Annotated in this window: 23 protein-coding genes; 13 read left to right on the top strand and 10 right to left on the bottom strand. The window is 61.9% G+C overall.

The genetic code is table 11. The annotated features are described in order from the left end of the window. Positions 1–12: 12 nt before the first annotated feature. The 5 genes from BMZ19_RS22175 to BMZ19_RS12800 form a co-directional block, all read right to left on the bottom strand. Positions 13–1455: a TniQ family protein gene (locus BMZ19_RS22175; RefSeq protein WP_139214674.1), complete on the bottom strand. Its 1443-nt coding sequence runs from the start codon at positions 1453–1455 to the stop codon at positions 13–15. Beyond that, positions 1455–2435 carry an AAA family ATPase gene (locus BMZ19_RS12810; RefSeq protein WP_090311475.1) on the bottom strand — a complete coding sequence of 327 codons (981 nt, stop codon included), beginning with the start codon at positions 2433–2435 and terminating at the stop codon, positions 1455–1457. The genes BMZ19_RS22175 and BMZ19_RS12810 overlap by 1 nt, the downstream gene beginning before the upstream one ends. Before the next feature lie 15 nt (positions 2436–2450). Beyond that, positions 2451–4337, bottom strand: coding sequence for a helix-turn-helix domain-containing protein (locus BMZ19_RS12805; RefSeq protein WP_090311474.1), 1887 nt, complete (start codon positions 4335–4337; stop codon positions 2451–2453). After that, positions 4330–4962 (bottom strand): hypothetical protein, encoded by a 633-nt coding sequence (locus tag BMZ19_RS22170; protein WP_139214673.1) that lies wholly within the window; start codon positions 4960–4962, stop codon positions 4330–4332. Before BMZ19_RS22170 ends, BMZ19_RS12805 begins: the two co-directional genes overlap by 8 nt. 415 nt (positions 4963–5377) lie before the next feature. Then, positions 5378–5788, bottom strand: coding sequence for a PA2779 family protein (locus BMZ19_RS12800; RefSeq protein WP_090311473.1), 411 nt, complete (start codon positions 5786–5788; stop codon positions 5378–5380). Positions 5789–6026: 238 nt separating this feature from the next. Here BMZ19_RS12800 and phaR point away from each other — a divergent pair, with 238 nt between their 5' ends. Then, complete coding sequence (gene phaR / locus BMZ19_RS12795; RefSeq protein WP_090311472.1) at positions 6027–6557, top strand: polyhydroxyalkanoate synthesis repressor PhaR; 531 nt, start codon at positions 6027–6029, stop codon at positions 6555–6557. 227 nt (positions 6558–6784) lie between these two features. Here the strand turns inward: phaR and phaP are convergent, their stop codons facing one another. Beyond that, positions 6785–7357: a TIGR01841 family phasin gene (gene phaP, locus BMZ19_RS12790; protein WP_090311471.1), complete on the bottom strand. Its 573-nt coding sequence runs from the start codon at positions 7355–7357 to the stop codon at positions 6785–6787. 2 nt (positions 7358–7359) lie between these two features. On the opposite strand from phaP, the gene BMZ19_RS22165 reads away from it, so the two are divergent. The 6 genes from BMZ19_RS22165 to BMZ19_RS12765 all read left to right on the top strand — a co-directional run bounded on the left by BMZ19_RS22165 (position 7360) and on the right by BMZ19_RS12765 (position 14625). Then, positions 7360–7821, top strand: a complete 462-nt coding sequence (locus tag BMZ19_RS22165; RefSeq protein ID WP_139214672.1) for a hypothetical protein — start codon at positions 7360–7362, stop codon at positions 7819–7821. A 6-nt stretch (positions 7822–7827) separates the two neighbouring features. Continuing rightward, positions 7828–8577 carry an acetoacetyl-CoA reductase gene (phbB, locus tag BMZ19_RS12785; RefSeq protein ID WP_090311470.1) on the top strand — a complete coding sequence of 250 codons (750 nt, stop codon included), beginning with the start codon at positions 7828–7830 and terminating at the stop codon, positions 8575–8577. Positions 8578–8673: 96 nt separating this feature from the next. Continuing rightward, positions 8674–9852: an acetyl-CoA C-acetyltransferase gene (locus tag BMZ19_RS12780; RefSeq protein ID WP_090311469.1), complete on the top strand. Its 1179-nt coding sequence runs from the start codon at positions 8674–8676 to the stop codon at positions 9850–9852. A gap of 153 nt (positions 9853–10005) precedes the next feature. Beyond that, positions 10006–11721 (top strand): class I poly(R)-hydroxyalkanoic acid synthase, encoded by a 1716-nt coding sequence (gene phaC / locus BMZ19_RS12775; protein WP_090311468.1) that lies wholly within the window; start codon positions 10006–10008, stop codon positions 11719–11721. Between the two features lie 288 nt (positions 11722–12009). After that, positions 12010–13716 carry a class I poly(R)-hydroxyalkanoic acid synthase gene (gene phaC / locus BMZ19_RS12770; protein WP_090311464.1) on the top strand — a complete coding sequence of 569 codons (1707 nt, stop codon included), beginning with the start codon at positions 12010–12012 and terminating at the stop codon, positions 13714–13716. Positions 13717–13791: 75 nt separating this feature from the next. Continuing rightward, positions 13792–14625, top strand: coding sequence for a fumarylacetoacetate hydrolase family protein (locus BMZ19_RS12765; RefSeq protein WP_090311461.1), 834 nt, complete (start codon positions 13792–13794; stop codon positions 14623–14625). Between the two features lie 124 nt (positions 14626–14749). Here BMZ19_RS12765 and BMZ19_RS12760 read toward each other — a convergent pair whose 3' ends face one another. Next, entirely contained in the window at positions 14750–15418 is a 669-nt protein-coding gene (locus BMZ19_RS12760) for a dienelactone hydrolase family protein (protein WP_170847758.1), read from the bottom strand. A 190-nt stretch (positions 15419–15608) separates the two neighbouring features. Here BMZ19_RS12760 and BMZ19_RS12755 point away from each other — a divergent pair, with 190 nt between their 5' ends. Next, positions 15609–16106, top strand: coding sequence for a CBS domain-containing protein (locus BMZ19_RS12755; protein WP_170847757.1), 498 nt, complete (start codon positions 15609–15611; stop codon positions 16104–16106). 85 nt (positions 16107–16191) lie between these two features. On the opposite strand, the gene BMZ19_RS12750 is transcribed toward BMZ19_RS12755, so the two are convergent. Genes BMZ19_RS12750 through fdhF form a run of 3 tightly spaced genes read right to left on the bottom strand, consistent with a single transcriptional unit; the run spans position 16192 to position 20157 of the window. Further along, the gene (locus tag BMZ19_RS12750; protein ID WP_090311456.1) at positions 16192–17037 is read right to left on the bottom strand and encodes an iron-sulfur cluster-binding protein; all 846 of its coding nucleotides are present in this window, start codon (positions 17035–17037) and stop codon (positions 16192–16194) included. Next, on the bottom strand, positions 17025–18074 hold the full coding sequence (locus BMZ19_RS12745; protein WP_244517195.1) for a 4Fe-4S dicluster domain-containing protein: 1050 nt from the start codon (positions 18072–18074) through the stop codon (positions 17025–17027). The genes BMZ19_RS12750 and BMZ19_RS12745 overlap by 13 nt, the downstream gene beginning before the upstream one ends. Continuing rightward, positions 18061–20157 (bottom strand): formate dehydrogenase subunit alpha, encoded by a 2097-nt coding sequence (fdhF, locus tag BMZ19_RS12740; RefSeq protein ID WP_090311454.1) that lies wholly within the window; start codon positions 20155–20157, stop codon positions 18061–18063. The genes BMZ19_RS12745 and fdhF overlap by 14 nt, the downstream gene beginning before the upstream one ends. A 145-nt stretch (positions 20158–20302) precedes the next feature. Here fdhF and fnr point away from each other — a divergent pair, with 145 nt between their 5' ends. The 5 genes from fnr to polX all read left to right on the top strand — a co-directional run bounded on the left by fnr (position 20303) and on the right by polX (position 24937). Then, entirely contained in the window at positions 20303–21064 is a 762-nt protein-coding gene (gene fnr, locus BMZ19_RS12735; protein WP_280142159.1) for a fumarate/nitrate reduction transcriptional regulator Fnr, read from the top strand. A gap of 115 nt (positions 21065–21179) precedes the next feature. Further along, positions 21180–21722 carry an Hsp20/alpha crystallin family protein gene (locus BMZ19_RS12730; RefSeq protein WP_090311452.1) on the top strand — a complete coding sequence of 181 codons (543 nt, stop codon included), beginning with the start codon at positions 21180–21182 and terminating at the stop codon, positions 21720–21722. Between the two features lie 172 nt (positions 21723–21894). Beyond that, positions 21895–22029, top strand: coding sequence for a hypothetical protein (locus BMZ19_RS22815; RefSeq protein ID WP_280142158.1), 135 nt, complete (start codon positions 21895–21897; stop codon positions 22027–22029). A 62-nt stretch (positions 22030–22091) separates the two neighbouring features. Further along, positions 22092–23222 (top strand): CapA family protein, encoded by a 1131-nt coding sequence (locus tag BMZ19_RS12725; RefSeq protein ID WP_090311451.1) that lies wholly within the window; start codon positions 22092–22094, stop codon positions 23220–23222. Continuing rightward, positions 23219–24937, top strand: a complete 1719-nt coding sequence (gene polX, locus BMZ19_RS12720; RefSeq protein ID WP_090311449.1) for a DNA polymerase/3'-5' exonuclease PolX — start codon at positions 23219–23221, stop codon at positions 24935–24937. The genes BMZ19_RS12725 and polX overlap by 4 nt, the downstream gene beginning before the upstream one ends. Positions 24938–25014: the final 77 nt, after the last annotated feature.

The raw sequence follows: 25014 nt of genomic DNA, 5'->3' as shown, positions 1-25014 counted from the left end.
AGCAAGTCAAAGTTATTGACTCCCATCCTGATCGGCACATTGTTTAAGGATATTCCTCAAGTTAGTTCTGCCCTGACGCTCATCATTTGGCGAAATGACGCCCGCATAACCAGGAATAAAAATTATTCGCATATGATCAAGGTGATGCTGGAAGTAGGTTGCCCAGGAGACAGGAAGAAGCTTTCTCTCGTAGACGATCTTCGCAGGAGTCCCCTCAAGTACCCCTGCCTTGGCTTGGGCCACACAAGCCAATTGCCCCGCCAGCAATGTGAATACTTCGTGCGCGAACAGTCGCTGCATCAGCCAGTTTTTGGCACGAGCGTCTCGGCATTTCAAGAAAACGGAATGCCGACTCACCTTCATTAACCATTTCGAGATTTGAATCAATCCCTTATTATCAGCCAGTTGACTCGGTGTGCCCACTCCTGACCAGAAGCAATACCAGTCCAACCAAGCGATGACCGGATAGCCTTCTGCAGGGATCTGACAAGACTCCAGGGATCGCCACAACGGTAACAGAACTCGTATCGACAGTTTGAAGCCGCCTAGGCGTTTTTTTCGAAAATGTCGGAAAATTGCTTTCGCCGTACTACGAAGGTCTTGCACACCAACCGGTACGATTTTGCCACACGCTCTGGTGCCATGGTTAGGGTGCCACCGAAACCAAGCGTATTGCGCACAGATAATTTTTGGAGAAAGGTCCGCAGCGAGCCCTTGGATATGACTAAAAAGCACGTTCTCCGTCTCAGCAATTTCCCGGAATGACGTAGAGAACTGCAGCACATTGTCGCAGTAGAGGTCTTCTGTGCCGCCGACAGCGAAATTCAGGTACTTACCCCTAGCCAACTCAAAAGCCCGGTAACTTCTTCTCAGCCGCTCCATGCCTATGGCGTTTATATAACGAATAACATCCTTGTTTCGTGCCGTTCCCAACTGAAGACCACAATGCCAGCAGCCATATGGCGTCTTGAATAGCTGAGCCGATAAGGCGTATCGAACGGTTGCTGAACAGTTAGGGCAGCGCTGTTGTAGCTCTATCTGATGGATAGGGCATTGATGCACTAGACCATATTGAAAGATCGTGAAATGCCTACCCTGCGCCAAGCACTCTGGGCAGACCTTTAACACCTCAGCCACATGTCGATCAAAAGGCATCCAGGTTGGACAAAGAAATAGGTTATGGATTTTGAACATCGGCAAATTGAAGGTGTCGGCCATGACCGCCAGGTCCACTGATTGCGTACAGGCAAGATGTGGTGAGCGTTGCGATTTGGGTCGACGGGAGGAATATTCATGGCTCGCAAAAATATCAACCAATTCACGCCCTGAAACCACATTATACAATGAGAATCTACACAAAATTGAATACGCCGACTCGTGCAAAATGTAGCGTGGACTAATCCTGCAGTAGTGTGCCTCTGGTTCGGCGGGCGAATGATCCAGGGTAATAATCATCACATGCTCGGGTTCATCTTTTTCATACTACTGGTGGCCGCGAGATACCACGACTCCTTAATAACCTCCTTGCAGAGATCTTTAGAGATAGAGAATTCTGGATAGTCCTTATCAGAGTAATCCATCATCAAAATCTCAATCGTCTTGGTGAAATACTTCATCGGTATTTCCATTCGACTGCGAAAGCCGAGTCCATCATAGGATTCGACAAAAGCTGCCCATAGCTCATCACCAAAGTCAGCGAGTCGGAATCCGTTCGCATACGCTTTTGGGAAAAAGAATCGTGTGTAGGTCCAGTTCGTATTGACTGGAAACACCGAACTGTCGTAATAGCCGAGGCAAGTGACGAAATCGTCCTTCTCACGAATTCCTCGGAACGCATGTTCGTAGAGCATGAAGCGACTGACTATTGCGTCCTTCCCTGCACATTCGAACGCGTCTTTTTGACCCAGCAACTCTTTCTGACCGAGGAGAATCGGGAGTAGAGTCACCCCCTGCAGCGCAAGGTCGTTATATATATCCTTTATCCATTCGTAGTGAGACAACATGAGCCGCTGCGCTTCATCAATAAATAAAATAAACAAGCGGCGCAAGTCCCTATCTGCCTCGCCGACCATGAATTTCACCAAACGCGAGTGCTTATCTGCCAGTGACACACGTCCATTGAAGGGTTTGGATTTCACCACCTCCAGAAAAGTTGTGTAGAAGTTTCCCTTGTGCGGTGAGGCTTCATCTTTTGCATTGAAAATCGCAACCGGCATATCCGGAAAGTCCACATTCAAGCAATGCTGACAGTACATCATGGCGCGAGTTTTTCCGTACCGTGGGTTGCCATATATCACCAGCCCAGAATCCCTGCGATGAATTACTTTGAGGACCATCGCATAGGTGGCACTGATAGAGTCGGTCGGGATCAGGTATCGCTCCAAGCAAAGTGGGTGAAGATGTGGCTGCACTATCCGGGCTTCGCTGATATCCATGGAAGTATCTCCCGTTTAAAACGTATACACCTTGGTCAGCCGTGGCGGCTTCACCGTGGGTTCCGTCGGGGGCTCCCGATCTGCTGCTGTCTCAATAGCGGGCTCCTCGGACACCCGTCCAGACTGTTTGAAGAGTGTTGTAGCCAGACTGCGGGACATACCCTCACTGGAAAGCTGGCTTCGCCGAAGCGCCTGGTGTACTGATTCATTGCGCTCGAATGCAAACTGGCCATCTTTAATTAACTTCCACAATACAGTGCGAAGCTTGAGACTATGAGGGTGACGACACCAGGGATCCGGCGGCATCAGCATGCCAAGTTTCGCGCCGTTCTCGTCCAATAATCGGAGAACAGAGACATCATTCCTTGCGTATTCCACGAACAATTTCCTGCCCGCCGAGTCGCTGCGTAATATTTCAGAGTTTCTATATTTTAGATAAGCAAAATTAATATAAGCCCCACCAAAGTCAGATGAGCTTTTCACTACAACCTGCTCGCGCACAATGATAAATTCATCTGCTCTTTGGTACTGTTCTGGCAGCGCGTTCGCCGGCAAGAGTCGCTCACTCAGCCTCAGATTAAAAATACTGAGTGGCGTATGCCCTTGCAGAGATGAATGTGGCCTGCCATTATAGCCAGCCAATACAATATCGATGGCGCTATTTAACTCATCTAGCGTAATCAGGAGGCTCAATGGATTCTTGGATTTGGGCGAAAGTCTCTGTATGATTGCGTCTCTGCTGTCGCTGCCAGTCGTCCCAATGATTCGATGTGAGAAGTGCTGGGTCAAAAACAAAAAGAAACGCTCTACAAAAGGTCGATCATTGGGGGTATGGACACGGCCGAATTCAGCGATACAACCCACCCTGTCTTGGAGCACGGCAAGCACATGTTTGGCCCTATGCGCCCATGCGTTATCAAGTTTCAACGTGCTCCACGTCTCCCAGGCACCTGCACATTCAGAAGGATAACCACCTTCAGCAGCATAAGTGGCGTCCGGTATACACAATGGAGGAGAGATATGAGGTGCCATTGAGTGGTAGATTGCGGACAACAAGTCAACTTGATCATAATTACGCCCTAGGGCTATTGAGTAGCCAAGTATGCAGCGAGAAAAGACGTCAAGCAGCACGATCAGCCAGACTCGCAAGATCTCGTATCGAACGGGTTTACCGTATCGGTCACGCTCTTCAATTACCAGTCGTATATCCACTTCATGACCATCGACCTCTACTTGCTCCAGAATATCAGTCGGAGCTATAGCATCGCGGATATCCGACTCGTGATAGGCTTTTTCCTTTTGCGCTTTTAGATGTTTCGCAGTATCGATTAAATACCTTCGCAGCGCAGATCGGGCGGCCGTTTTGCGGCAAAATGGGTACTCTGTATCGGGTATACCAAGTGCCTTACATAGATTTAAAAACGCATTATGGATAACCGCCAGATGCTCCCCCCCCTCTTTACGCGACTTGTATTGGCTCGCACGCTTGTCTACCCATTTTTTAAGCTCGTTCTGTTCACTCAAGAGCTTATGGAAAGCACCCGCATCGCCTGCCTCTGAAACACCAGCCTGATTTTCAATATTTCTCGAACGGTGATATTTTTCATCTGAGACTCGCAAATAAGGGATCGCCCCCTTGAAACCTAAAACCCTGCCGTCCTCTCCGAGCGTTTCACATCGTTCAATCATGCGGTACAGCGTTGCACGACTTACTTTATATTTATCTTCTATCTCAACAAGGCTAGCACCTTCATTGAGAAATGCCTTTATTGCTTTAATACGTAGCAGCGTCGCTTCCCGAAATTTTTCGGGCAACAAGTTTACATCAATGGACGGCCATAACTCACAATCGCCCCCATCAGCCTTAAAAAGCGCCTTGGAAAACCGCTTGGAATTACTCACCAAACTTCTCCTCGGCACTGAATTTGGTGCGCCCCGTGAGTTTGCAGGTCTGCACGTCAGCGAGCGTGATATTGCCACGCCGCACCAATTCAAAGAAAAGCGCAGCTGCATTATCTCGAAACTCAATCGCCAGTTCTTTTACAGCATCCTGGACAACTTTGTTGTTATCTCGCACTACCCTCAAACACCGATCTAAATTTCGCTCAGTCAATACCTCGCGTCGCTTAACTATATAGGAAAGCATTCGCAAATAATTCCCTGAAGCAATTTCATTCTCATGCAGGAATCTATTGCTGAGAAACTCAACAGCGCACCCCGTCGTCTCAGCATAGCGACAAACATCCACCCGCAAAGCCTCGCCGAGGCCCGTCTCAAAAACTATTAGCCTATCCGAAAAATTATCTTCATAACTAATCGAAATAGCTACTTTTCCGCTAGTAGCGGTTAAGCTCTGTTCATTCACCCTCAAAGACACTGCAAAATGGTCAAACTCAACGCGAGCCCAACGCCACAGACTCGCGCGATGAAAAAACCTGACGCTCTGGTCCTTTTTCAAGCTGAAGGCAAAGAACTCAGGCGCCCCCTTAGGGCGAACGCAATCTTCAGATGAAACGAATGGATTCATCATATCCCTCCATCTCAAGCCAATCCGAAAAAACCCTCGAGATTCAAAAGATTACAAAGTTTTACTTTTACATATGAACTAGAAAGTTTCGGATTTACGAAATTATGGACCCAATATGGAAATCGACTCATATCTTTTCCGCATATTGGCCGGCCACTTATATTTCTCACTGGAATAGCAAGGCGAGCAATACCGGACACCAAGGAGGAAAATGATGACTTTTTTGGCGCGCCAAGTTAAACTAACGCTTAAAGCTCATCAAAACTAAAAGTTTCAAATCCAAATAGTTTATGTTTCGCGCATTCACAAGTCTCTTGGAGCAACAGCCCCTCTCTTCCACTTCGCCAGAACGGATTCCTCCTGCAGCTGTGTGCATTTGCCACAGCTGCAGGGTCACAGCCGAACGCTTGCGGTCTCAGCGATTGATGCAGTTGACGAACTTGAACACGTTGGTCGCGCACAGCATGTCGGTAATGATGAAGATCACCAGGAACAGCACGATGATCCCGAGGATACCGCCGGCACCCGCACCGGCAGGTGCTTCGCTCAGTTGCTGGTTGAAATGAGCCAGCTCGGCATTGGTCAGGCTCTGTATACGCCGCTCGACCTGATCGCGCTCGACACCCAGGGCAGCCAGCTTGCCTTGCACATCCTGGTCATCGAGCATGGCCAACAGCTGTTGGCGATCCAGTTGCTGTTGCTGCGCCTGCACGACTTCAGTGGTGCCTATCATCGACGCCTGCGCTACCGGCACCTGAACGACCATCAGCATGTGCGATGCCGCAAGCAGTACGGCCAGTCGGCGGGAAAATGCACGCTTGAACATGAGGCCACTCCTTCGCTTGATCAGCTATGGACCAGCGCAGAATGCGCGCTGGCTCCAAGGCAGCGTAGTTGAAGGATATCTCGTGTGGATGCGCAGCGTGCTTCGCGGCGCACGTATTCCTGTCTCGGCGGCACCGGCTCCCGCCCCTGATGTGGTGGCAGTATCAGCACTGGCCGGTCCAGCGCACGGTGGTTTGGGGTAACATGACTGACATCCCCAGTTCGCGAGAGTCCGCAGCATGTCTGATCAGAACCAGGTCCGCCTGATCAAGAAGTACGCCAACCGCCGTCTCTATGATACGCAGACCAGCACGCATATCACGCTGCACGACATCCGCCAGCTGGTCATCGACGAAGAACCCTTCCAGGTGCTGGATGCCAAGACCGGCGAAGACCTGACCCGCAGCATCCTGCTGCAGATCATTCAGGAAGCCGAAAGCGACGGCGAGCCGATCTTTTCCAGCGACATGCTCAGGGGGATCATCCGGTTCTATGGCCCCTTCCAGGGCATGCTTGGCAATTACCTGGAAAAGAGCATCCAGGCGGTCGTCGATATCCAGGCGAAAACCGGGCAACAGTCCTCCCAAGCATGGAGCGACTACATGCGCAGCCAACTGCCGGTGATGCAGGATCTGATGGGGCAGTATGTGGAGCAGTCCAAGCAGTTGTACCTGAACACGCAGAACCTGTTCGGCATGTTCCCTGGCTTTCCGGGCACCCCGGGGCGCAGTGACAAGGACAAGAAGAGCGAAGATGACGACAAGGCCTGAACGGTCTTGAAGCACCTCGCACCAGATGCGTGCAAGGCCGAACAACCCGGGCCATTGCACGCGTGCCCGCATCCGGGCAACGCATAGCGGGTCACACCGCCATTGTCCCCACCAACAAGTGCCAAGTGCCTGCCGGGAGCGAACGCCTGATGCAAGAAGGGAGTCGCTCATCAAGCACCTTGCGGCACTGACAAGCGACTCCCCTCTCCTTTCAACAGCCCTAGCGCTTACTTGCTGCGCGCGGCACCCGCAGCCTTGGTGGCTTCACGGGTCGCCTGGCCGGCAGCGGTGGCTGCGGCAGTGATGCCGTTTTCAGCGATTTCGGCAGCCTGCTTGGCGGTCTTCTGGGCGCTCTCGTAGACGCTACCGGCAGTTTCTACGGCAGATTTGAGCACTGCTACCGCCGACTCGGAGCCAGCTGGCGCATTCTTTGCAATCTCTTCTACCAGCTCCTGCACCTGTTGGGCGTTGCGAGCGACTTGACGCTCGCTGAGCTTGGCGATGTCGGCCTGGGTGCTGGACAGCAGGTCGTAGACCTTGCGGTTGAAGTCCATCAGGCGCTCGGCCTGCTGGGCCGGATGAGCGAGGGAGCTGAACACTTCGGTGAAGCTCTGCGGGTCACGAGCGGAAAGCAGCTTGCTGGCGGTAGCGAAGGTTTCCTCGCTGGCCGAACGCAGGGTGGCGATCTGCAGATGGCTGATCTGCTCGATGCCTTTGAGGAACTTGCTGTTCATCTGCTGCAGCAGCTCGAGATTGGACTTCTGGGTCGCCTGCAGTTTTTCCGAATCGAAGAAGGTCATGGATGAATCTCCTGAGGATGAGAAAGGCTGAAAAACCATGCTGTCGTGTACCCATGCACCCGACCTGCAATTTCATTCTTGGCGATTCTGGCGCGATGCGCAACTATTTTTTTGCACTGCACAAAAATAATTTTCAGCCCGCCACCCGCTACGCACAAGGAGGTGAACCGCAGAAATCACTACCGAGACAGCTAGCCTTACCATTTTTTTGTGTCCATTATGTTTCGCGTGACGATGCCTATGGACATGGACCCAGACAGCATTTTTGCAGAGCAACAGGAGGTGAAGCGGCCGTCGGGAGCATCCACGCGATTTCCCGTCAAGAAAACGCAATATTCCCCCAGCAAGGTAGTCACATCGGGCCTGAACAGAACGAACCCGATCGCCGGTCAGATGCACGGGCACCGCACGACCCGAGCGCACCGGCAAGCTTTATCCAGCTTTTCAAACATTCGATGGAGTGACCGAGCATGACCAACAACAACAAGCGTATTGCACTGGTAACTGGCGGCATGGGTGGTATCGGCACGGCGATCAGCCAGCGCCTGTACCGCGACGGCTATATCGTCGTGGTCGGCTGCAGCACGCAGTCCACCCGCAAGGACGCATGGCTGGAGCAACAGCGCCAGGAAGGCTACGAATTTCATTGCATGACCAGCGATATCACCGACTGGAACGACACCGTGCGTGCCTTCGCCCAGGTACGCGAGGAAGTCGGCCAGATCGACATCCTGGTCAACAACGCAGGTATCACCCGCGACACCACCTTCAAGCGCATGACTCCGGAAGACTGGAACGCGGTGATCTCCACCAACCTCAACGGCCTGTTCAACACCTCCAAGCAGGTGGTCGACTCGATGGTCGAGCGTGGTTTTGGCCGCATCATCAACATCTCCTCGGTCAACGGTCAGCGTGGCCAGTTCGGCCAGACCAACTACTCGGCAGCCAAGGCCGGCATCCATGGCTTCACCATGGCCCTGGCGCGGGAAGTGGCCAGTAAGGGCGTCACCGTCAACACTGTTTCCCCCGGCTACATCCTCACCGATATGACCGCGGTGATCCGTGAAGACGTGATGGCGAAGATCGTTGCCGGGATTCCGGTTGGCCGCCTTGGCCAGCCCGAGGAAATCGCCTCCATGGTGTCCTGGCTGTCCTCCGATGAGGCCGCCTACGCCACCGGCGCCGACTTCTCGGTCAATGGCGGTCTGAACATGGCCTGACCCGGCCCGCTCAGCCGACCTCGGCGACTGCCCGGGCAATCGCTCCCCCGGGCAGCCGCCTCCTCCCTTGATTGTGTTTGCAGCAGAGGTATCACCATGAATGATGTTGTGATTGTCGCCGCTACCCGTACCGCCATCGGCAGCTTCCAGGGTGCCCTGAGCTCGATCTCCGCTCCCGACCTGGGCGCCGCGGTGATTCGCCAGATCCTCGAGCAGACCGGCGTGCAGCCGTCTGCCATCGACGAAGTGATCCTCGGCCAGGTGCTCACCGCCGGCTCCGGCCAGAACCCCGCTCGCCAGGCCGCGATCAAGGCCGGCCTGCCCCATGAGGTGCCGGCACTGACCCTGAACAAGGTCTGCGGCTCGGGCCTCAAGGCCGTGCAACTGGCCGTGCAGGCCATCCGCTGCGGCGATGCCGAACTGATCATCGCCGGCGGCCAGGAAAACATGAGCCTGTCCCCCTATGTCCTGCCCAAGGCTCGCACCGGCCTGCGCATGGGGCATGCCGAACTGGTCGACAGCATGATCCAGGATGGCCTGTGGGATGCCTTCAACGACTACCATATGGGCGTCACCGCCGAGAACCTGGCCGCCCGCTTCGAGATCAGCCGCGAGCAGCAGGATGCCTTCGCCGCCGCCTCCCAGCAGAAGGCCGCCGCCGCCATCGAGTCCGGCCGTTTCAAGAGCGAGATCACTCCGATCCTGATCCCGCAACGCAAGGGTGATCCGCTGGTGTTCGACACCGACGAGCAGCCGCGCGGCGACACCACCTATGACAGCCTGAGCAAGCTCCGTCCGGCCTTCAAGAAGGACGGCAGCGTCACCGCCGGCAACGCCTCCAGCCTCAACGACGGCGCCGCCGTGGTGCTGCTGGCCAGCGCGAAGAAGGCCGCTGAACTGGGTCTGCCGGTGCTGGCCAAGGTCAAGGCCTACGCCAGCTCCGGCGTCGACCCGGCGATCATGGGCATCGGCCCGGTTGCCGCCACCCGCCTGTGCCTGGAAAAGGCCGGCTGGGACATCGAGCAGCTCGACCTGGTCGAAGCCAACGAGGCCTTCGCCGTGCAGGCCCTGAGCGTCAACAAGGAGCTGGGCTGGGATGCCGCCAAGATCAACGTCAACGGCGGTGCCATCGCCCTTGGCCACCCGATCGGTGCTTCCGGCTGCCGCATCCTGGTGAGCCTGCTGCACGAGATGCAGCGCAGCGACCTGAGCAAGGGGCTGGCTACCCTGTGCATCGGCGGTGGTCAGGGTGTCGCCCTCGCGGTCGAACGCTGATAGGTTTACTGCACCGGCGTGGTCAATGACCATGCCGGTGCAGGCCTCTACCGGCCGGAGAGCCTGTTCACGATCTGCAGTGCGGCGGCCATGCTGCACTGGGATCGTGAACAGGCTCTGACAACTTGCAGCCTCTGGATAGCGGACACTGAGATGGAAAACTCCCCACCCTCTTCACCTTTCTCGGCCTTTTTCTCGGCCAACATGCCCTTTGTCGCCCGGGCGGCTCTTGAACAGCTGCGTTTCTGGGTGCGTCACAATCCCTGGTTCCAGGGCAAGAACACTGACGCCTGGTTCGAGGTGGAGGGGGCCGTACTCGACCGCCTGCAGGCCGAGTACAACGTCGAATGGGCACAACTGGGCATGCAGCTGCTGACCCAGCAACCGTTCACCTTCAGCGATTCGCGCTTCTCCGGCAACGCCTGGAGCCAGCCGCTGTTCGGCTCGCTGGCGGCGCTCTATCTGCTCAATTCGCGCTTCCTGATGCGCCTGCTCGACGAGTTGCCGATCGAATCCGGCAAGATGCGTCAGCGCATGAGCTTCCTGGTCGAGCAACTGGTCGCCGCCGGCGCACCGAGCAACTTCCTCAACAGCAACCCCGAAGCCCTCGAGCGCGTGGTGCAGACCCAGGGTGCCAGCCTGTTCAGCGGCCTGCTGCACCTGGCCAGCGACATGAAGGAAGGCAAGCTGCGCCAGTGCGATAGCGGCGCCTTCGAGGTTGGCGTCAATCTCGCCACCACCCCGGGCCAGGTGGTTTACCAGAACCCGCTGTTCCAGCTGATCCACTACGCGCCGCAGAGCGAAACGCAGTTCGAGCGCCCGCTGCTGATCGTGCCGCCGGCGATCAACAAGTTCTACATCCTCGACCTGCAGCCGGAAAGCTCGCTGGTGCGCTATGCCCTGGAGCAGGGTCACTCGGTGTTCCTGGTGTCCTGGCGCAATGCCGACGAGAGCATCGCCAGCGCCACCTGGGACGACTATGTCGAAAAGGGCATCATCGAGGCGGTCAAGGTCACCCAGGCCATCAGCGGCCAGGAACAGCTGAACATCCTCGGCTATTGCGTCGGCGGCACCCTGCTCTCCTGCGGCCTGGCGGTACTCGCCGCACGCGGCGAGAAGCCGGCGGCCAGCCTGACCCTGCTGGTCACCCTGCTCGACTTCGAGAACAGCGGCGTGCTCGACGTGTTCGTCGACGAAGAGATCGTCAGCTACCGCGAACGCACCATCGGCGGGAAACAGGGCAAGTTCGGCCTGTTCCGCGGCGAGGACATGGGCAACACCTTCTCCCTGCTGCGCCCCAACGAGCTGTGGTGGAACTACGGCGTCGAGAAGTACCTCAAGGGCCAGAAGCCGCGCTCGCTGGACCTGCTGTACTGGAACAACGACAGCACCCACCTGCCCGGCCCGATGTATTGTGGCTACCTGCGCCACACCTACCTGCAGAACGACCTGAAGACCGGCAAGCTGCAGTGCTGCGGCGAAACCATCGACCTGACCAAGCTGGACATGCCGACCTACCTGGTCGGTACCCGCGAGGACCACATCGTGCCCTGGCGCGGCGCCTACGCCAGCACCCGCCTGCTCAAGGGCCCGACCCGCTTCGTCCTCGGCGCCTCCGGCCATATCGCCGGCGTGATCAATCCTCCGGCGAAGAAGAAACGCAGCTACTGGACCAACGACGCACTGCCGATGGATCCGGACAGCTGGCTGGAATCTGCGCAAGAGCATCCGGGCAGCTGGTGGGGCGACTGGAATACCTGGCTGAGCCAGTTTGCCGGCGAACGCGCTCCGGCCGAAGCCAGCCTCGGCTCCGCCGACTACCCACCGCTGGAACCGGCCCCCGGCCAGTACGTCCTGCAACGGGACTGATACAGGTGACATCGCCCGGCCCGCCTTGCGCGGGCCGGGTTGTTTTCGACCTCCGCGCCGATGGTTCAAGTGCCACTTCCTCCGCGATCACCACCCGCCTGTCATGCAATGAAAAGCGAATGTCCCGAGATGTTAAGCACTTCCAGGGACTACGCCCTAAATTCCCTTCCCTGCAAGCACCGCTACTCCACAGTGGTGCAATTGCAGCGCGCCCCAACATCGGCACAACGACCAGTTCAGGGGCGCTTCCTGCATGAAACAGCTACCCTCCAGATAGCGGATACAAGAATGAACAACCCCCCGCCCTTCATGGCCTTTTTCTCGGCCAACCTGCCTTTCGTCGCCCGCGCTGCACTGGAGCCACTGCGCTTCTGGGTACGCCAGAGCCCCTGGTTCCAGGGCAAGAACACTGACGCCTGGTTCGAGGTCGACGCTGCCGTCCTCGATCGTCTGCAGGCCGAATACAACGGCGAATGGGCGCAACTGGGCATGCAGTTGCTGACCCGGCAACCCTTCGCTTTCAGCGACTCGCGCTTTGCCGGCAATGCCTGGAACCAGCCAATGTTCGGCTCGCTGGCCGCGCTCTACCTGCTCAATTCACGCTTCCTGATGCGCCTGATCGACGAGCTGCCGATCGAGTCCGGCAAGCTGCGTCAGCGCCTGATCTTCTTGGTCGAGCAGCTGATCGCCGCCGGGGCGCCCAGCAACTACCTCAGCAGCAACCCCGAAGCCCTCGAGCGCGTGGTGCAGACCGGCGGAGCCAGCCTGCTCAGCGGCCTGCTGCACCTGGCCAGCGACCTCAAGGAAGGCAAGCTGCGCCAGTGCGACAGCGGCGCCTTCGAGGTCGGCGTCAACCTGGCCACCACCCCGGGCCAGGTGGTTTACCAGAACCCGCTGTTCCAGCTGATCCAGTACGCACCGCAGGGCGAAACGCAGTTCAAGCGTCCGCTGCTGATGGTGCCGCCGGCGATCAACAAGTACTACATCCTCGACATGCAGCCGGAAAGCTCGCTGGTGCGCCATGCCCTGGAACAGGGCCATCCGGTGTTTCTGGTGTCCTGGCGCAACGTCGACGAGAGCCTCGCCAGTACTACCTGGGACGACTACGTGGAACAGGGCATCCTCGAGGCGATCAAGGTCACCCAGGCCATCAGCGGCGAGAAGCAGCTCAACCTGCTCGGCTACTGCGTCGGTGGCACCCTGCTCGCCTGCGGACTGGCCGTACTCGCCGCACGCGGCGAGAAGCCGGCGGCCAGCCTGACCCTGCTGGTCACCCTCCTCGACTTCGAGGACACCGGGGTGCTCAGCACCTTCATCGACGAGGATGTCGTCCGCTACCGCGAGCACACCATCGGTGGGGCTCAGGGCAAATTCGGCCTGTTCCGCGGCGAGGACATGGGCAACACCTTCTCCCTGCTGCGCCCCAACGAGCTGTGGTGGAACTACGGCGTCGAGAAGTACCTCAAGGGCCAGAAGCCGCGCTCCCTGGACCTGCTGTACTGGAACAACGACCACACCCACCTGCCCGGCGCCATGTACTGCTGGTATCTGCGCCACACCTACCTGCAGAACGAGCTGAAGACCGGCAAGCTCCAGGTCTGCGGCGAAACCCTCGACCTGTCCAAACTGGACATGCCGACCTACCTGGTCGGTGCCCGCGAGGACCACATCGTGCCCTGGCGCAGCGCCTTCACCAGCGGCCGCCTGCTCAAAGGGCCGACCCGCTTCGTCCTCGGCGCTTCCGGGCACATCGCCGGGGTCATCAATCCGGCCTCGAAGAACAGGCGCAGCTACTGGACCAACGAGGCGCTGCCGGGCGATCCGGAGCAATGGCTGGAAGGTGCCGTCGAGCAGCCGGGCAGCTGGTGGGGCGACTGGATCGACTGGCTGGGCAAGCGTGCCGGCAAGCGCGGCCAGGCTACCATCAGCCTCGGATCGAGCGACTACATGCCGCTGGAACCCGCCCCTGGCCAGTACGTGCTACACCGCGGCTGACCACTGCATCCCGGCCCGTCCATCACGGGCCGGGATGCATCGCTGCGCGACTTGTAACGACAAGAGATCTCTCCCATGCGCTATGTCCATTTTCTCCACCAGGGAGAGCCCGTTCTCGGCGTGCGCCGCGCCGAAGGGGTGCAGGTCCTCGGCAGCGAATCCCTGGAGTCGCTGCTGGCGCGAGGCGTCGATCTGCTGCACCACGCCAGGGAAGCGCAAGGGCCGCTGGTGCAGGTGGCGGCGGATGCCTGGCTGCCCCTGATGCGACAGCCGCCCAAGATCATCTGCGTCGGCCTCAACTATGCCGATCACACACGGGAGGCGGCGTTTGTCCAACCCGACTACCCCACCTTTTTCGCGCGTTTCGCCTCCTGCCTGACTGCGCACAATCAACCGCTGGTGCGTCCGCGCCTCTCCGACTCTCTTGATTACGAGGGCGAGATGGCGGTGGTGCTGAAGAGCGGCGGACGGCATATCCGCAAGGAGGAGGCGCTGCAGCACGTGGCGGGTTACACGCTGTTCAACGAAGCCTCGGTGCGCGACTACCAGTTCAAGTCGCCGCAATGGACGGTGGGCAAGAACTTCGACAACACCGGCGCATTCGGTCCGGAGCTGGTCACCGCGGACGAACTGCCGGCCGGTGGCAAGGGTCTCCACCTCGAGACCCGGGTGAACGGCAGGGTGGTGCAGTCGGCCAACACCTGCGACATGCTGTTCGATGTCGCGACCCTGATTGCCACGCTGAGCGAGGCGATGACCCTGCAGGCGGGCGACGTGATCGTCAGCGGTACCCCGGCCGGTGTCGGCTTCGCGAGAGAACCCAAGGCATACCTGAGGGCCGGCGACCTGGTCGAGGTGTCAATCGAGGGAATCGGCACCCTGAGCAACCCGGTCGTCGACGAAGACTGAGCGGCTTGCACCGCCAGGGAATGTCTGCCGCGCAAGACTTCGATCTGCCCCGCCTTGCGCGTCCGCAGTCATCGGCGCTGGCACAACGGCGATCCTGCCCAATCGGTAGATAACCCCCGAATGCTCAGATCCGGCGCAGATAGCGCAGGAACCACTCCCCTGCCAGCTCCGCCACCATCAGCAGCTTGCCTGGCTCCTCGAACAGGTGGGTCGCGCCCGCCAGCACTTCCAGGCGCTGGATGCCCGCCAGGCGCCGCGCACTGTCGCGATTGAGGGCCAGCACCTGATCATCCTCGCCGCCGACGATCAGCAAGGTCGGCGCCCGCACCTGCCCCAGCGCCTCGCCGGCCAGATCGGTACGCCCGCCGCGGGACACCACTGCGGCAATCGCCTGGTGGCGCTGCGCCGCGCAGATCAGCGCCGCCGCCGCGCCCGTGCTGGCGCCGAACAGGCCGATCGCCAGCTCCTGCAGCTGCTCGTCCTGCTGCAGCCAGTCGACCACCCCGGCCAGGCGGGTCGCCAGCAGCGGGATGTCGAAACGGAACTCGCGGGTCACCTCGTCGACGTCCTGCTCGTCCTCGGTGAGCAGATCAAACAACAGGGTCGCCAGCCCGAGGTCGTTGAAATAGCGCGCCACCATCTGGTTGCGCGGACTGAAACGGCTGCTGCCGCTGCCGTGGGCGAACAGCACCAGTCCCTCGGCACCCTCCGGCAGCGTCAGTTCGCCCTGCAGCAGGGCATCCTCCATATCTACGCTGATGCTGCGCTGGAGCGGCGGTTGTGCTTCGCCCATGATCGCGGCCTCCTGATGAAATTGAGAGCGTCTCCAACAGTCTAGGCGAGGCGTCCGACGGTCGTTGCCGAACCCCCACCACGCGCGTTTAATGGTCGATGTATCCATGCTCATCCGGAGGATGAGTTCTCGGTCCATGCGGTCAGCGCCCCGGGAACGACTGCGCGCCCGCTTAGCGAGGAGCAGGATCATGAACGTCAGTGAAGTGATGCATGCGCCGGCGCAATGCTGCCATGCCGGCGACAGTCTGGAGCAGGCGGCAGAAATGATGGCGCAGCACGATTGCGGCGCCATCGCCGTGGTCGACCAGAGCAATCATGCGGTCGGCATCGTCACCGACCGCGACATCGCCTTGGCAGCGGCGCAGCGGCACAAGCCACTGTGGGAGCTGAAGGCCGGCGAGCTGACCGGCCAGCACGACCTGTACACCTGCCATGACGACACCGATGTGCACGAGGCACTGCACATGATGGCGGACAAGAAGGTCCGGCGTCTGCCGGTGATCGGCGCCGACGGCGAGCTGCATGGCATGGTCGCCATGTCGGACATTCTCCACCGCCTGAGCATGTATGGCGCCAAAGCCCAGACAGCTCCCGAAGACTGGCGCGAGGCTCTGGAGGCATTCAACAGCGTGACCACCCCGAGCCTGCCGATCACCACGCCCGACTTCGGCGACTACGGCAGATAAGAGCTGAGGCAGGCAAAGGCTGCCTGCAAATCCACCCCTCCGAACACCAGCCCGGGCCCGCAGTCCAGCGAGACGGGCTGGCATCTCAACAGGGCCCCACCCCCAACTCGCCGCCAGCGTGGCCGGTATTGCCGTGCGCGAGCAGCTGCAGATAGTGATCATAGCGATAGGTCGGCCCGTCGACGCAGGCATAGCTGTCGGCGATGTAGCAATGCCCGCACAGGCCCACCGCGCAGTGCATGCGGCGCTCCACCGACAGCCAGACGTTGTCCGCCGCCACACCGCGCCGCACGCAGGTCTTGGCGATGGCCAGCATGAAGGCCTCCGGGCCGCAGCACAGTACTACCTGCGGCTGCTCTTCGGCGAAAAGGCGATCCAGCTGCGCTAGTGGCGAGCCACGCAACGCCTCGGGCCCGCCGTGCTCGAGGGTTTCGATCAGCGGCAGGACCTGCCGCCAGCGCTCCCGCTCGCGGCCGAGCACCTGGGCAGGGGCACTGCGCGCGCCGTACAGCACCCGTAACTGCAGCGGCGCCGCATGGTGCAGGGCCTCCTCGATCCAGCCGGCCAACGGCGCCAGGCCGCAACCGCCGGCGACCACCAGCACCCGCCGCGCTCCGAGCAGCAGCGGCCAACCCTTGCCGAACGGGCCGCGATAACCGAGCGAAGCTCCCGACTCCAGTTCGAACAGGCGAGCGGTCAAGCGGCCGCTGCTGCGGATCAGCGCACTGAACTCGCCACCCTCGTCCGGCGGGCTGACATAGGTGAACGGCGCCTCGCCAAAGCCGGGCACGCCGAGCATGAAGAACTGCCCGGGAATCACCGCCAGATCCCCGGGCTGTGGCGCGTCGATGCGCAGGCGAAAGTGCCGGCTATCCTGGCCGTCGGCGTAGAAGTCCAGCAGGCGCAGCGCCCGCGGCGTCAGTTCGAGCATGGCTTGCCTACCTTGCGCATGACAGCATGCACACCGATGCCACCAGGACAGACGTGATCGCAGCGCCCGCAGCCGACGCAGCCATAGCGGCCGAAGGTCTGGCGAAAGCCCTCGCCGAACTTGTGTTGCCAGAAACGCTGCACGCGCTGCCCCGCCAAGGCGCTGGGGTTGTGGCCGCTGGCTTCCTTCTGGAAGCCCTCGTACAGGCACGAATCCCATACCCGCTCCTGCTCGATGCTGCCGTCAGGCAGCTTGCGCTCCAGCGGCGCGAAGCAGGAGCAGGTCGGGCATACCGTGGTGCAGCCGGAACAGACCAGGCAGCGCAGGCCAAGACTCTCCCAGGTCGCCGCGCTGACCTTGGCGGCATTGATCGCGGCGATACCGTCCTGCAGCCACTGCCCGTCGCCCTGCTCGCTGGCCACCTGCTGACGATGGGCCACCCGCTGTGCCGGCCAGTCCCGGCTGGCGGCCGGCAGGGCAAGGTCGGCGACCGCCGCGGCGCCGGCCACCGAGGCAATCAGCAGCAGCCAGCCGGCCTCGGTGGGCAGCAGGATCAGGTCGGCAGTACCGGCGCGTACCTCCGGGCCGCTATCCACCAGCGTGCAGAAACCCTGGCTGCAGCTGTGTCGGCAGTCGAGCCCGACCAGCAGCGCCGCCGCACGGCGAGCCTGATAGTGCGCATCCGCGGCGAAGAACTGGTCCTGATAGGCGACGGCCGCCAGGTCGCAGGCATGCAGACCGAACAGCACCTGCGCAGGCGCCGTGGGTTCGATGGCGACGAAACGCTCGCCGTCGAAGCGGAATACCGCCTCGCGCTCGGCAAAGAAGAACGCCTTGGCGGCAAACGGCGGCGGCTCGGTCTGCGCCACGAATGGGGTGGGATCGTCGGCCGTCAGCGCCTGCCAGTGACGCCCGCCCTGGCCGTCCTCGCGCACTTCGTACAGCGTGCGGCCGCCGGCGAGGTGGGCGCGCAGACGCTCGACGCTGTCCAGCTCGCAACAGGTCAGGTCGAAGTGGCGCGACTCAGAAGGAACCATAGCCAGCCTCCTTGTTCAGTTCATCCGCTGAGCGCGGCGCCACGCCCGGCGGCAGCGGCTCGATGGCCACGGCGCAGGCCTTCAGCTCCGGCATCTTGCTCTGCGGGTCCTGGGCGCTGTTGGTCAGGATGTTGCAGGGCGCCTCGCGGAAGTGGTAAGGCATGGACAGGGTGCCGGGGGGCATGTCGTCGGTGATCTGGGCGCAGGTTTCCAGGCTGCCGCGCCGCGAGCGCAGGCGCACGCCCTGGCCGTCGTGCAGATGCAGGTCGGCGGCATCCTGAGGATGGATGAACAGCAGGCCCGCCGGGGTTTCCCGCTCCAGCAGCGGCGACTTGCGGGTCATCGAGCCGCCGCCGTAATGGAAGTGCAGGCGCTGGGTGGTGAAGAAGAACGGATAGTCGGCATCCGGACACTCGTCCGGGTCGACCTGCGACACCGGCAGCAGACGACCGCGGCCACGTGGGAAGCTCTGTGCATGCAGCCGCGGCGAGCCCTGCGGATGGGCCGCATCGCACGGCCAGTGCAGGCCGTGGTGGGCATCCAGCGCCGGGTAGCTCATGGCCGAGAAGAGCGGCGTCAGCGCGGCCATTTCGTCGAAGATAGCCTCGGCATCCGCCCAGATCATCCCCAGATAGCCCATGCGCGCCGCCAGTGCACCGAGGATCTGCCAGTCGGTCCAGGCCTCTCCCGGCGGGTTGACCGCGCGGCGGATGCGCTGCACCCGGCGCTCGCAGTTGGTGAAGGTGCCGTCCTTCTCGGCAAAGGACGCCGCCGGCAGCACCACGTCGGCCAGCTTGGCCGTCTCGGTCATCGTCAGCTCGACCACCACCAGAAAGTCCAGCGCGCGCAGGGCGTGCTCGACGTGGTGCTGGTCCGGGTCGGTAAGCACCGGCTCCTCGCCCATGATCATCAGCGCCTTGAAGTCGCCGGCCAGCGCCGCCGTGGTCATGCCCAGCGAAGTCAGCCCGGGCGCCTGCGGCATCGGCACGCCCCAGGCCTGGGCGAACTTGGCCTGCACCTCGCTGCTGTCGGCCGGCTGATAGCCGGGATAGACGTTGGGCAGACAGCCCATGTCGCAGGCGCCCTGCACGTTGTTCTGCCCGCGCAGCGGGTTGATGCCGGCGCCGGGACGGCCGACCTGGCCGCACACCAGGGCCAGGTTGGAGACCGCCACCACGTTGTTGGTGCCGCTCTGGAACTGGGTGATGCCCATGCCGTAGGCGATGAAGGCGGCCTTGGCGTGACTGACCGTATACGCCAGCCGCTCCAACTCGGCCACCGGCACGCCGGTCTGCGCGCTGGTCAGTTCAGGGGTCAGGCCGGCGACATGCTGGCGCAGGACCTCGACGTTCTCGCAGCGCGCGTCGAGGAATGCCCGGTTTTCCCAGCCGTTGGCGAAGATGATCTGCAGCAGACCGTTGAGCAGGGCGATGTTGCTGCCCAGCTTGAGCTGGATGTGCTGCTCGGCCAGGCGGGCGAGCCGCGTGCGGCGCGGATCGACCACCACCAGCCGCGCACCGCGCGCCTGGGCACGGAGGATGCGCGCGCCGATCATCGCGTGGTTCTCGCTGGCATCGGCGCCGATCAGCAGGATCAGGTCGGCGCTGTCGATATCGGCGATGCTGCCGGTCATCGCCCCCGAGCCGAGGGTCAGGGTCAGCCCCGCCACCGAGGGGCTGTGGCAGATGCGCGCACAGTGGTCGACGTTGTTGCTGCCCAGCACGGCCCGGGCGAATTTCTGTGCCGCGTAGTTGTCCTCGTTGGTCGCCCGCGCGCAGCTGATCACCCCCACCGCGCCCGGCCCCCCCTCGGCCAGCGCCTCGCGAAAGGCGCCGGCCACCCGCTGCAGCGCCTCGTCCCAGCTGGCCGGGCGCAAGCCTGCCGCCTCGCGGATCAGCGGACGGGTCAAACGGCCGGCCGTGTCGATGGCGAAGCTGGTCGACCAACCCTTGCTGCACAGCTGACCCTGGCTGACCGGATGACCGGGCTGCGGCTCGACACCGACCACCCGGGCCCCCTCTACCCGCAGACCGATGCCGCAGCCAACCCCGCAGAACGTGCAAATACTCGGAACCACACGCATCGCCGCCTCTCCCGCCATGCAATCCTTATCAAGCTAGACCACCAGACCGGCGGCGAACTTGATCATGGTCAGGAGCGGCCGTTTTTCGCCGATGACCTAGACTGGAAATTGCTCACCACCCATCTGGCATCCGGGAGAGCTTGTTTTGATACCCGAAAACAACGCGCTGTCGCCTTCCGGTCGGTGCTCGCGAGAGCGCATCAACTGCCGCGACTGCTCGATTCGCCCGCATTGTTTTCCGGCCAACCTGCAAGGCAGTGAACTGCAGCAACTGGACGGCATCATCCTGCGCAGCCGTCCCCTGCAGAAGGGCGAACCGCTGTTCGATGCCGGCACCCCGCTCCACTACTTCCATGCGGTGCGCAGTGGCGCACTCAAGACCTACCTGCTGAGCCGCGAAGGTGAAGAACAGATCACCGGTTTTCACCTGCCCGGCGAGATTCTCGGCCTCGACGGTATGGGCGCCTCCAGCCACCCGGGATTTGCCGTGGCGCTGGAAACCAGCATGGTCTGCAGCATCCCGCTGGCCCGCCTGGAAGAGTTGGCCGGCAGCATTCCACACTTGCGCGCCGAGCTGCTGTGGGTGATGAGCGCAGCCATCCATGCCGATCACCAACAGCTGCGCCTGACCCGCAAACCCGCCGCAGAGCGCCTGGCCGCCTTTCTGCTCGAACTGTCGCAGCGCTTTCTCCTGCGCGGCTATTCCGCGCAGAACTTCATCCTGCCGATGAGCCGCTGCGAGATCGCCAACTACCTGGGCCTGACCAGTGAAACCGTCAGCCGCCTGTTCACCCGCTATCGCGACAGGGGCCTGGTGGAGATCCGCGGTCGAGAGGTACTGCTCAAGGATGTGCAGCGGCTGCAGCAGCTGTGCGGGTTGTGCGCGGCGGCGCTGGCAGACGAGTAGCTCATATGCAGCTAGATGAAAGTCAAGGCGCACGCCCCCGCGCCGTTCGAAATTGGGGGGGCAATTCCCACCCGGCCACGTAAGGCCACGTCAGGCCATTTTGGAGGAGTCCGCGATGAACCAGACCGACAAGAAGATCCCTGTGGAAACCGAAGACAAATCGACCAAAGCCGCCAGCCCAACGCCAACCGCCCTGCGCCCGCTGGAGAGCCTGCGCCGCCAGGTCGACCGGCTGTTCGAGGATTTCGACCGCGGCTGGCACCTGCCCTTTTCCCGCAGCAGCTTCGATATCGAGCCGTTCTGGCGGCGCGAGCTGAGCTTCGCCGGCATGCCGGCCGTCGACATCATCGAGAAGGATGATGCCTTCGAGATCACCGCCGAACTGCCGGGCATGGACGAGAAGAACATCCAGATCAAGCTGAGCAACGGCGCGCTGACCATCAAGGGGGAAAAGACCGATGAGCGCGAGGAAAAGAAGAAGGACTACCACCTCTCCGAGCGGCACTACGGTTCCTTCCAGCGCACCTTCGGCCTGCCCGATGGTGTGGACCCCGAGAAGATCGAGGCGCACTTCAGTAAGGGTGTTCTGACCCTGACCCTGCCCAAGAAGCCCGAGGCGAAACAGGCCGAAAAAACCATCGATATCAAGTCCAGCTGACCCCGCCAAACCCTGCCCGGCTCCGGGCAGGGTTCCGCCTCCGGCGATACCTGCCCTGTCTTTCTGCGCCTAACTCACACGGACTGCATACGCTTGCGTGCAGCGATGAGCGCGAAGTGGAGTATCGCCCTACCCCTGCTCTGCGCCGCCCGTGGGCTGACCCGACCAGGCCATGGAGCTGCTCGCCGACCAGCCGGCCGGCAGCGCCGACGAGCAGCCAGCGGATACGATCAATGGCGCGCTGCGGCAGAGCTATGCTCATCCACAGCAGGACGGACCTGCCGGCAACGGGCAGACCGAACATTAATCCAGGGAGACAACCACTCTGATCGTCCCGGCGGTGGATCGACCGCCGCAAGGTAGGCTCCCATGGCCAGCGTGCATCCCCCGCTCAGTCTGTTTCTCCTCGGAGATGTCATGCCGGCCCGCGGCATCGACCAGATACTTCCGCACCCAGGCGACCCACGGCTGTACGAAGACTACGTGCACGACGCCCGCGACTACGTGACGCTGGCCGAGCAACGCTGCGGGCCCATCGAGCATCCGGTGGACTTCGCCTACGTGTGGGGCGATGCGCTGGCCGAGCTGCAGCGCCGTCAGCCCCAGGTGCGCCTGATCAACCTGGAAACCGCGGTGACCCGCCATGGCCGCCCGGAGCCCAAGGGCATCAACTACCGCATGACTCCGGAAAACTTCCCGCTACTGCGCGCCGCCGGGATCAACTGCTGCGTGCTGGCCAACAACCACGTGCTCGACTGGGGCGAAACCGGCCTGCGCGACACACTGGACACCCTCACCGCCCATGGCATGCCCAGCGCTGGCGCCGGCCTCGACCGCACCCAGGCCGAAGCCCCGGCCGTGCTGGCCCTGCCCGGTGGCAGGCGACTGCTGGTGTTCGCCTTCGGCCTGCCGGACAGCGGCATTCCGGCCTGGTGGGCGGCCGGGCCGCACCAGGCCGGCGTGGCCAGGCTGGACGACCTGTCGCCGCGCAGCCTGGCCCATGTCGCCAGCCTGGTGCGCGCCGCCCGACAGAGCGGCGACCGTGTGGTGGTATCGCTGCACTGGGGCGACAACTGGGGCTTCGCGATTCCCGACGAACAGCGCGCCTTCGCCCACGGCCTGATCGAGCAGGCCGGCGTCGACCTGGTCCACGGCCACTCCTCGCACCACATCAAGGGACTCGAGGTACATCGCGACCGGCTGATCCTCTATGGCTGCGGCGACCGCCTCAACGACTACGAGGGCATCGAGAGCCACGCCGCCTTTCGCGGCGACCTGGGTCTGCTGTACTTCGTGCGCCTGCACGACGACGGTCGCCTGCAGGCGCTGGAGATGGTGCCGACCATCCTCCAGCGCCTGCGCATCAACCACGCCGAAGGCGTCGACCAGCGCTGGCTTTACGACACCCTGGCCCGCGAGTGTGCCAACTTCGGCTGCGGCATCCACATCCAGCACGACGGCTCCTTTGCCCTGGCCTGGCCACGGAGTGGCGGGCCGTGACGGTCAGCAATGCCGAGATCGCCGCGGTGCTCGAGGAAATCGCCGACATTCTCGAACTGGAGGCGGCCAACCCCTTTCGCATCCGCGCCTACCGCAACGCCGCTCGCACCCTGCAGGCCTTCGCCCCGGACATCGCCAGCCTGCTGGCCAGCGGTAAGGCACTGCCCAAACTGCCGGGCATCGGCGAGGACCTGGCGGGCAAGATCGGCGAAATCGCCAGCACCGGCAGCTGTGCCCTACTCCAGCGACTGCGTGGTGAGGTCCCGACCGGCTTGCGCGAACTGCTCAAGGTATCCGGCCTCGGCCCGCGGCGGGTCGGCCGCCTGTGGCACGAACTGGGCATCCAGACCCCGGCCGAGCTGCATCGGGCCGCCCGCAGCGGACAGATTCGCCAGCTGCACGGGTTCGGCGAGGGCAGCGAAGAAAAACTCCTGCAGTCGGTCGAGCTGCTGCTGCATACCCCGCAGCGCTGGCTGCTGGCCCGCGTGGCGCCGATAGCCGAGCGCCTGCTCACCGATCTGCGCGAAGTGCCGGGAGTGATCGAGGTGGCCACCGCCGGCAGCCTGCGCCGCTGCCGCGATACCGTGGGCGACCTGGACATCCTGGTCAGCGCGCGCAGAGGCAGCCCGGTGATCCAGCGCCTCACCGGCGATGCGCAGGTCGCCAGCGTGCTGGCCGCCGGTACCACCCGCGCCAGTGTGCGCCTGCACTCGGGCCTGCAGGTCGACCTGCGCCTGCTGTCGCCGCAGTCCTGGGGCGCCGGGCTGCTCTACCTGACCGGCAGCAAGGCGCACAACATCGCCCTGCGCCGCATGGCCCAGGAGCGCGGCCTGAAGATCAGCGAATACGGCCTGTACCGCGGCAAGCAGCGCATCGCCGGCGACAGCGAGGCGTCGATCTACCAGGCCCTCGGTCTGCCGTGGATCGCCCCGGAACTGCGCGAGGCGCGTGGCGAGATCGAGGCCGCGCAGGCCGGCAGCCTGCCCCATCTGGTTGAACTCGGTGACCTGCGCGGCGACCTGCACGCGCATACCCGCGCCAGTGACGGGCGCAACAGCCTTGAGGAAATGGCCCTCGCCGCCCAGGCCGCGGGGCTGGAGTACCTGGCGATCACCGACCACTCCCGCCACCTGGCTATCACTCATGGCCTGGACGCCGACGGCCTGGCCCGGCAGATCGACGAGATCGACGCCCTCAACGAACGCCTGTCCGGCATCACCCTGCTCAAGGGCATCGAGGTGGACATTCTCGAGGACGGCAGCCTCGACCTGCCGGACAGCATCCTCGCTCGCCTCGATCTGGTGGTCGGCGCCGTGCACAGCGCCTTCACGCTCACCAAGGAGCAACAAACCCGCCGCCTGCTGCGCGCCCTGGAGCACCCGCACTTCAGCATCCTCGCCCACCCCAGCGGCCGCCTGCTCGGCGAGCGACCACCGATCAACTGCGACTTCTCCGCGCTGATCGCCGCCGCGCGCGAGCGCGGCTGCGCTCTGGAGCTGAACGCCCAGCCGGAGCGGCTCGACCTCGACGACCTGCACTGCCGCGAGGCGCGCGACCAGGGTGTGCCCATCGCGATCAGTTCGGATGCCCACAGCACCCTGGAATTCGCCGGGCTGCGCTTCGGGATCGGTCAGGCGCGACGCGGTTGGCTGGAAGCCAGGGACGTGCTGAATACGCGACCGCTCGGCGCAGTACGGCGACTGCTCAAGCCCTGACGCCCGCGTTGCTTGCCCCTCCACTCGCCATCCACCTTGAGCGCGCCCCTCCCCCTGCCTGCTGATTACCGGGTTAT

It is taken from the genome of Pseudomonas linyingensis (assembly GCF_900109175.1).
Taxonomy (GTDB): domain Bacteria; phylum Pseudomonadota; class Gammaproteobacteria; order Pseudomonadales; family Pseudomonadaceae; genus Geopseudomonas; species Geopseudomonas linyingensis.
The sequence above is the reverse complement of the archived record's forward strand: the minus strand, read 5'-3'. Positions and strand labels throughout refer to the sequence as shown.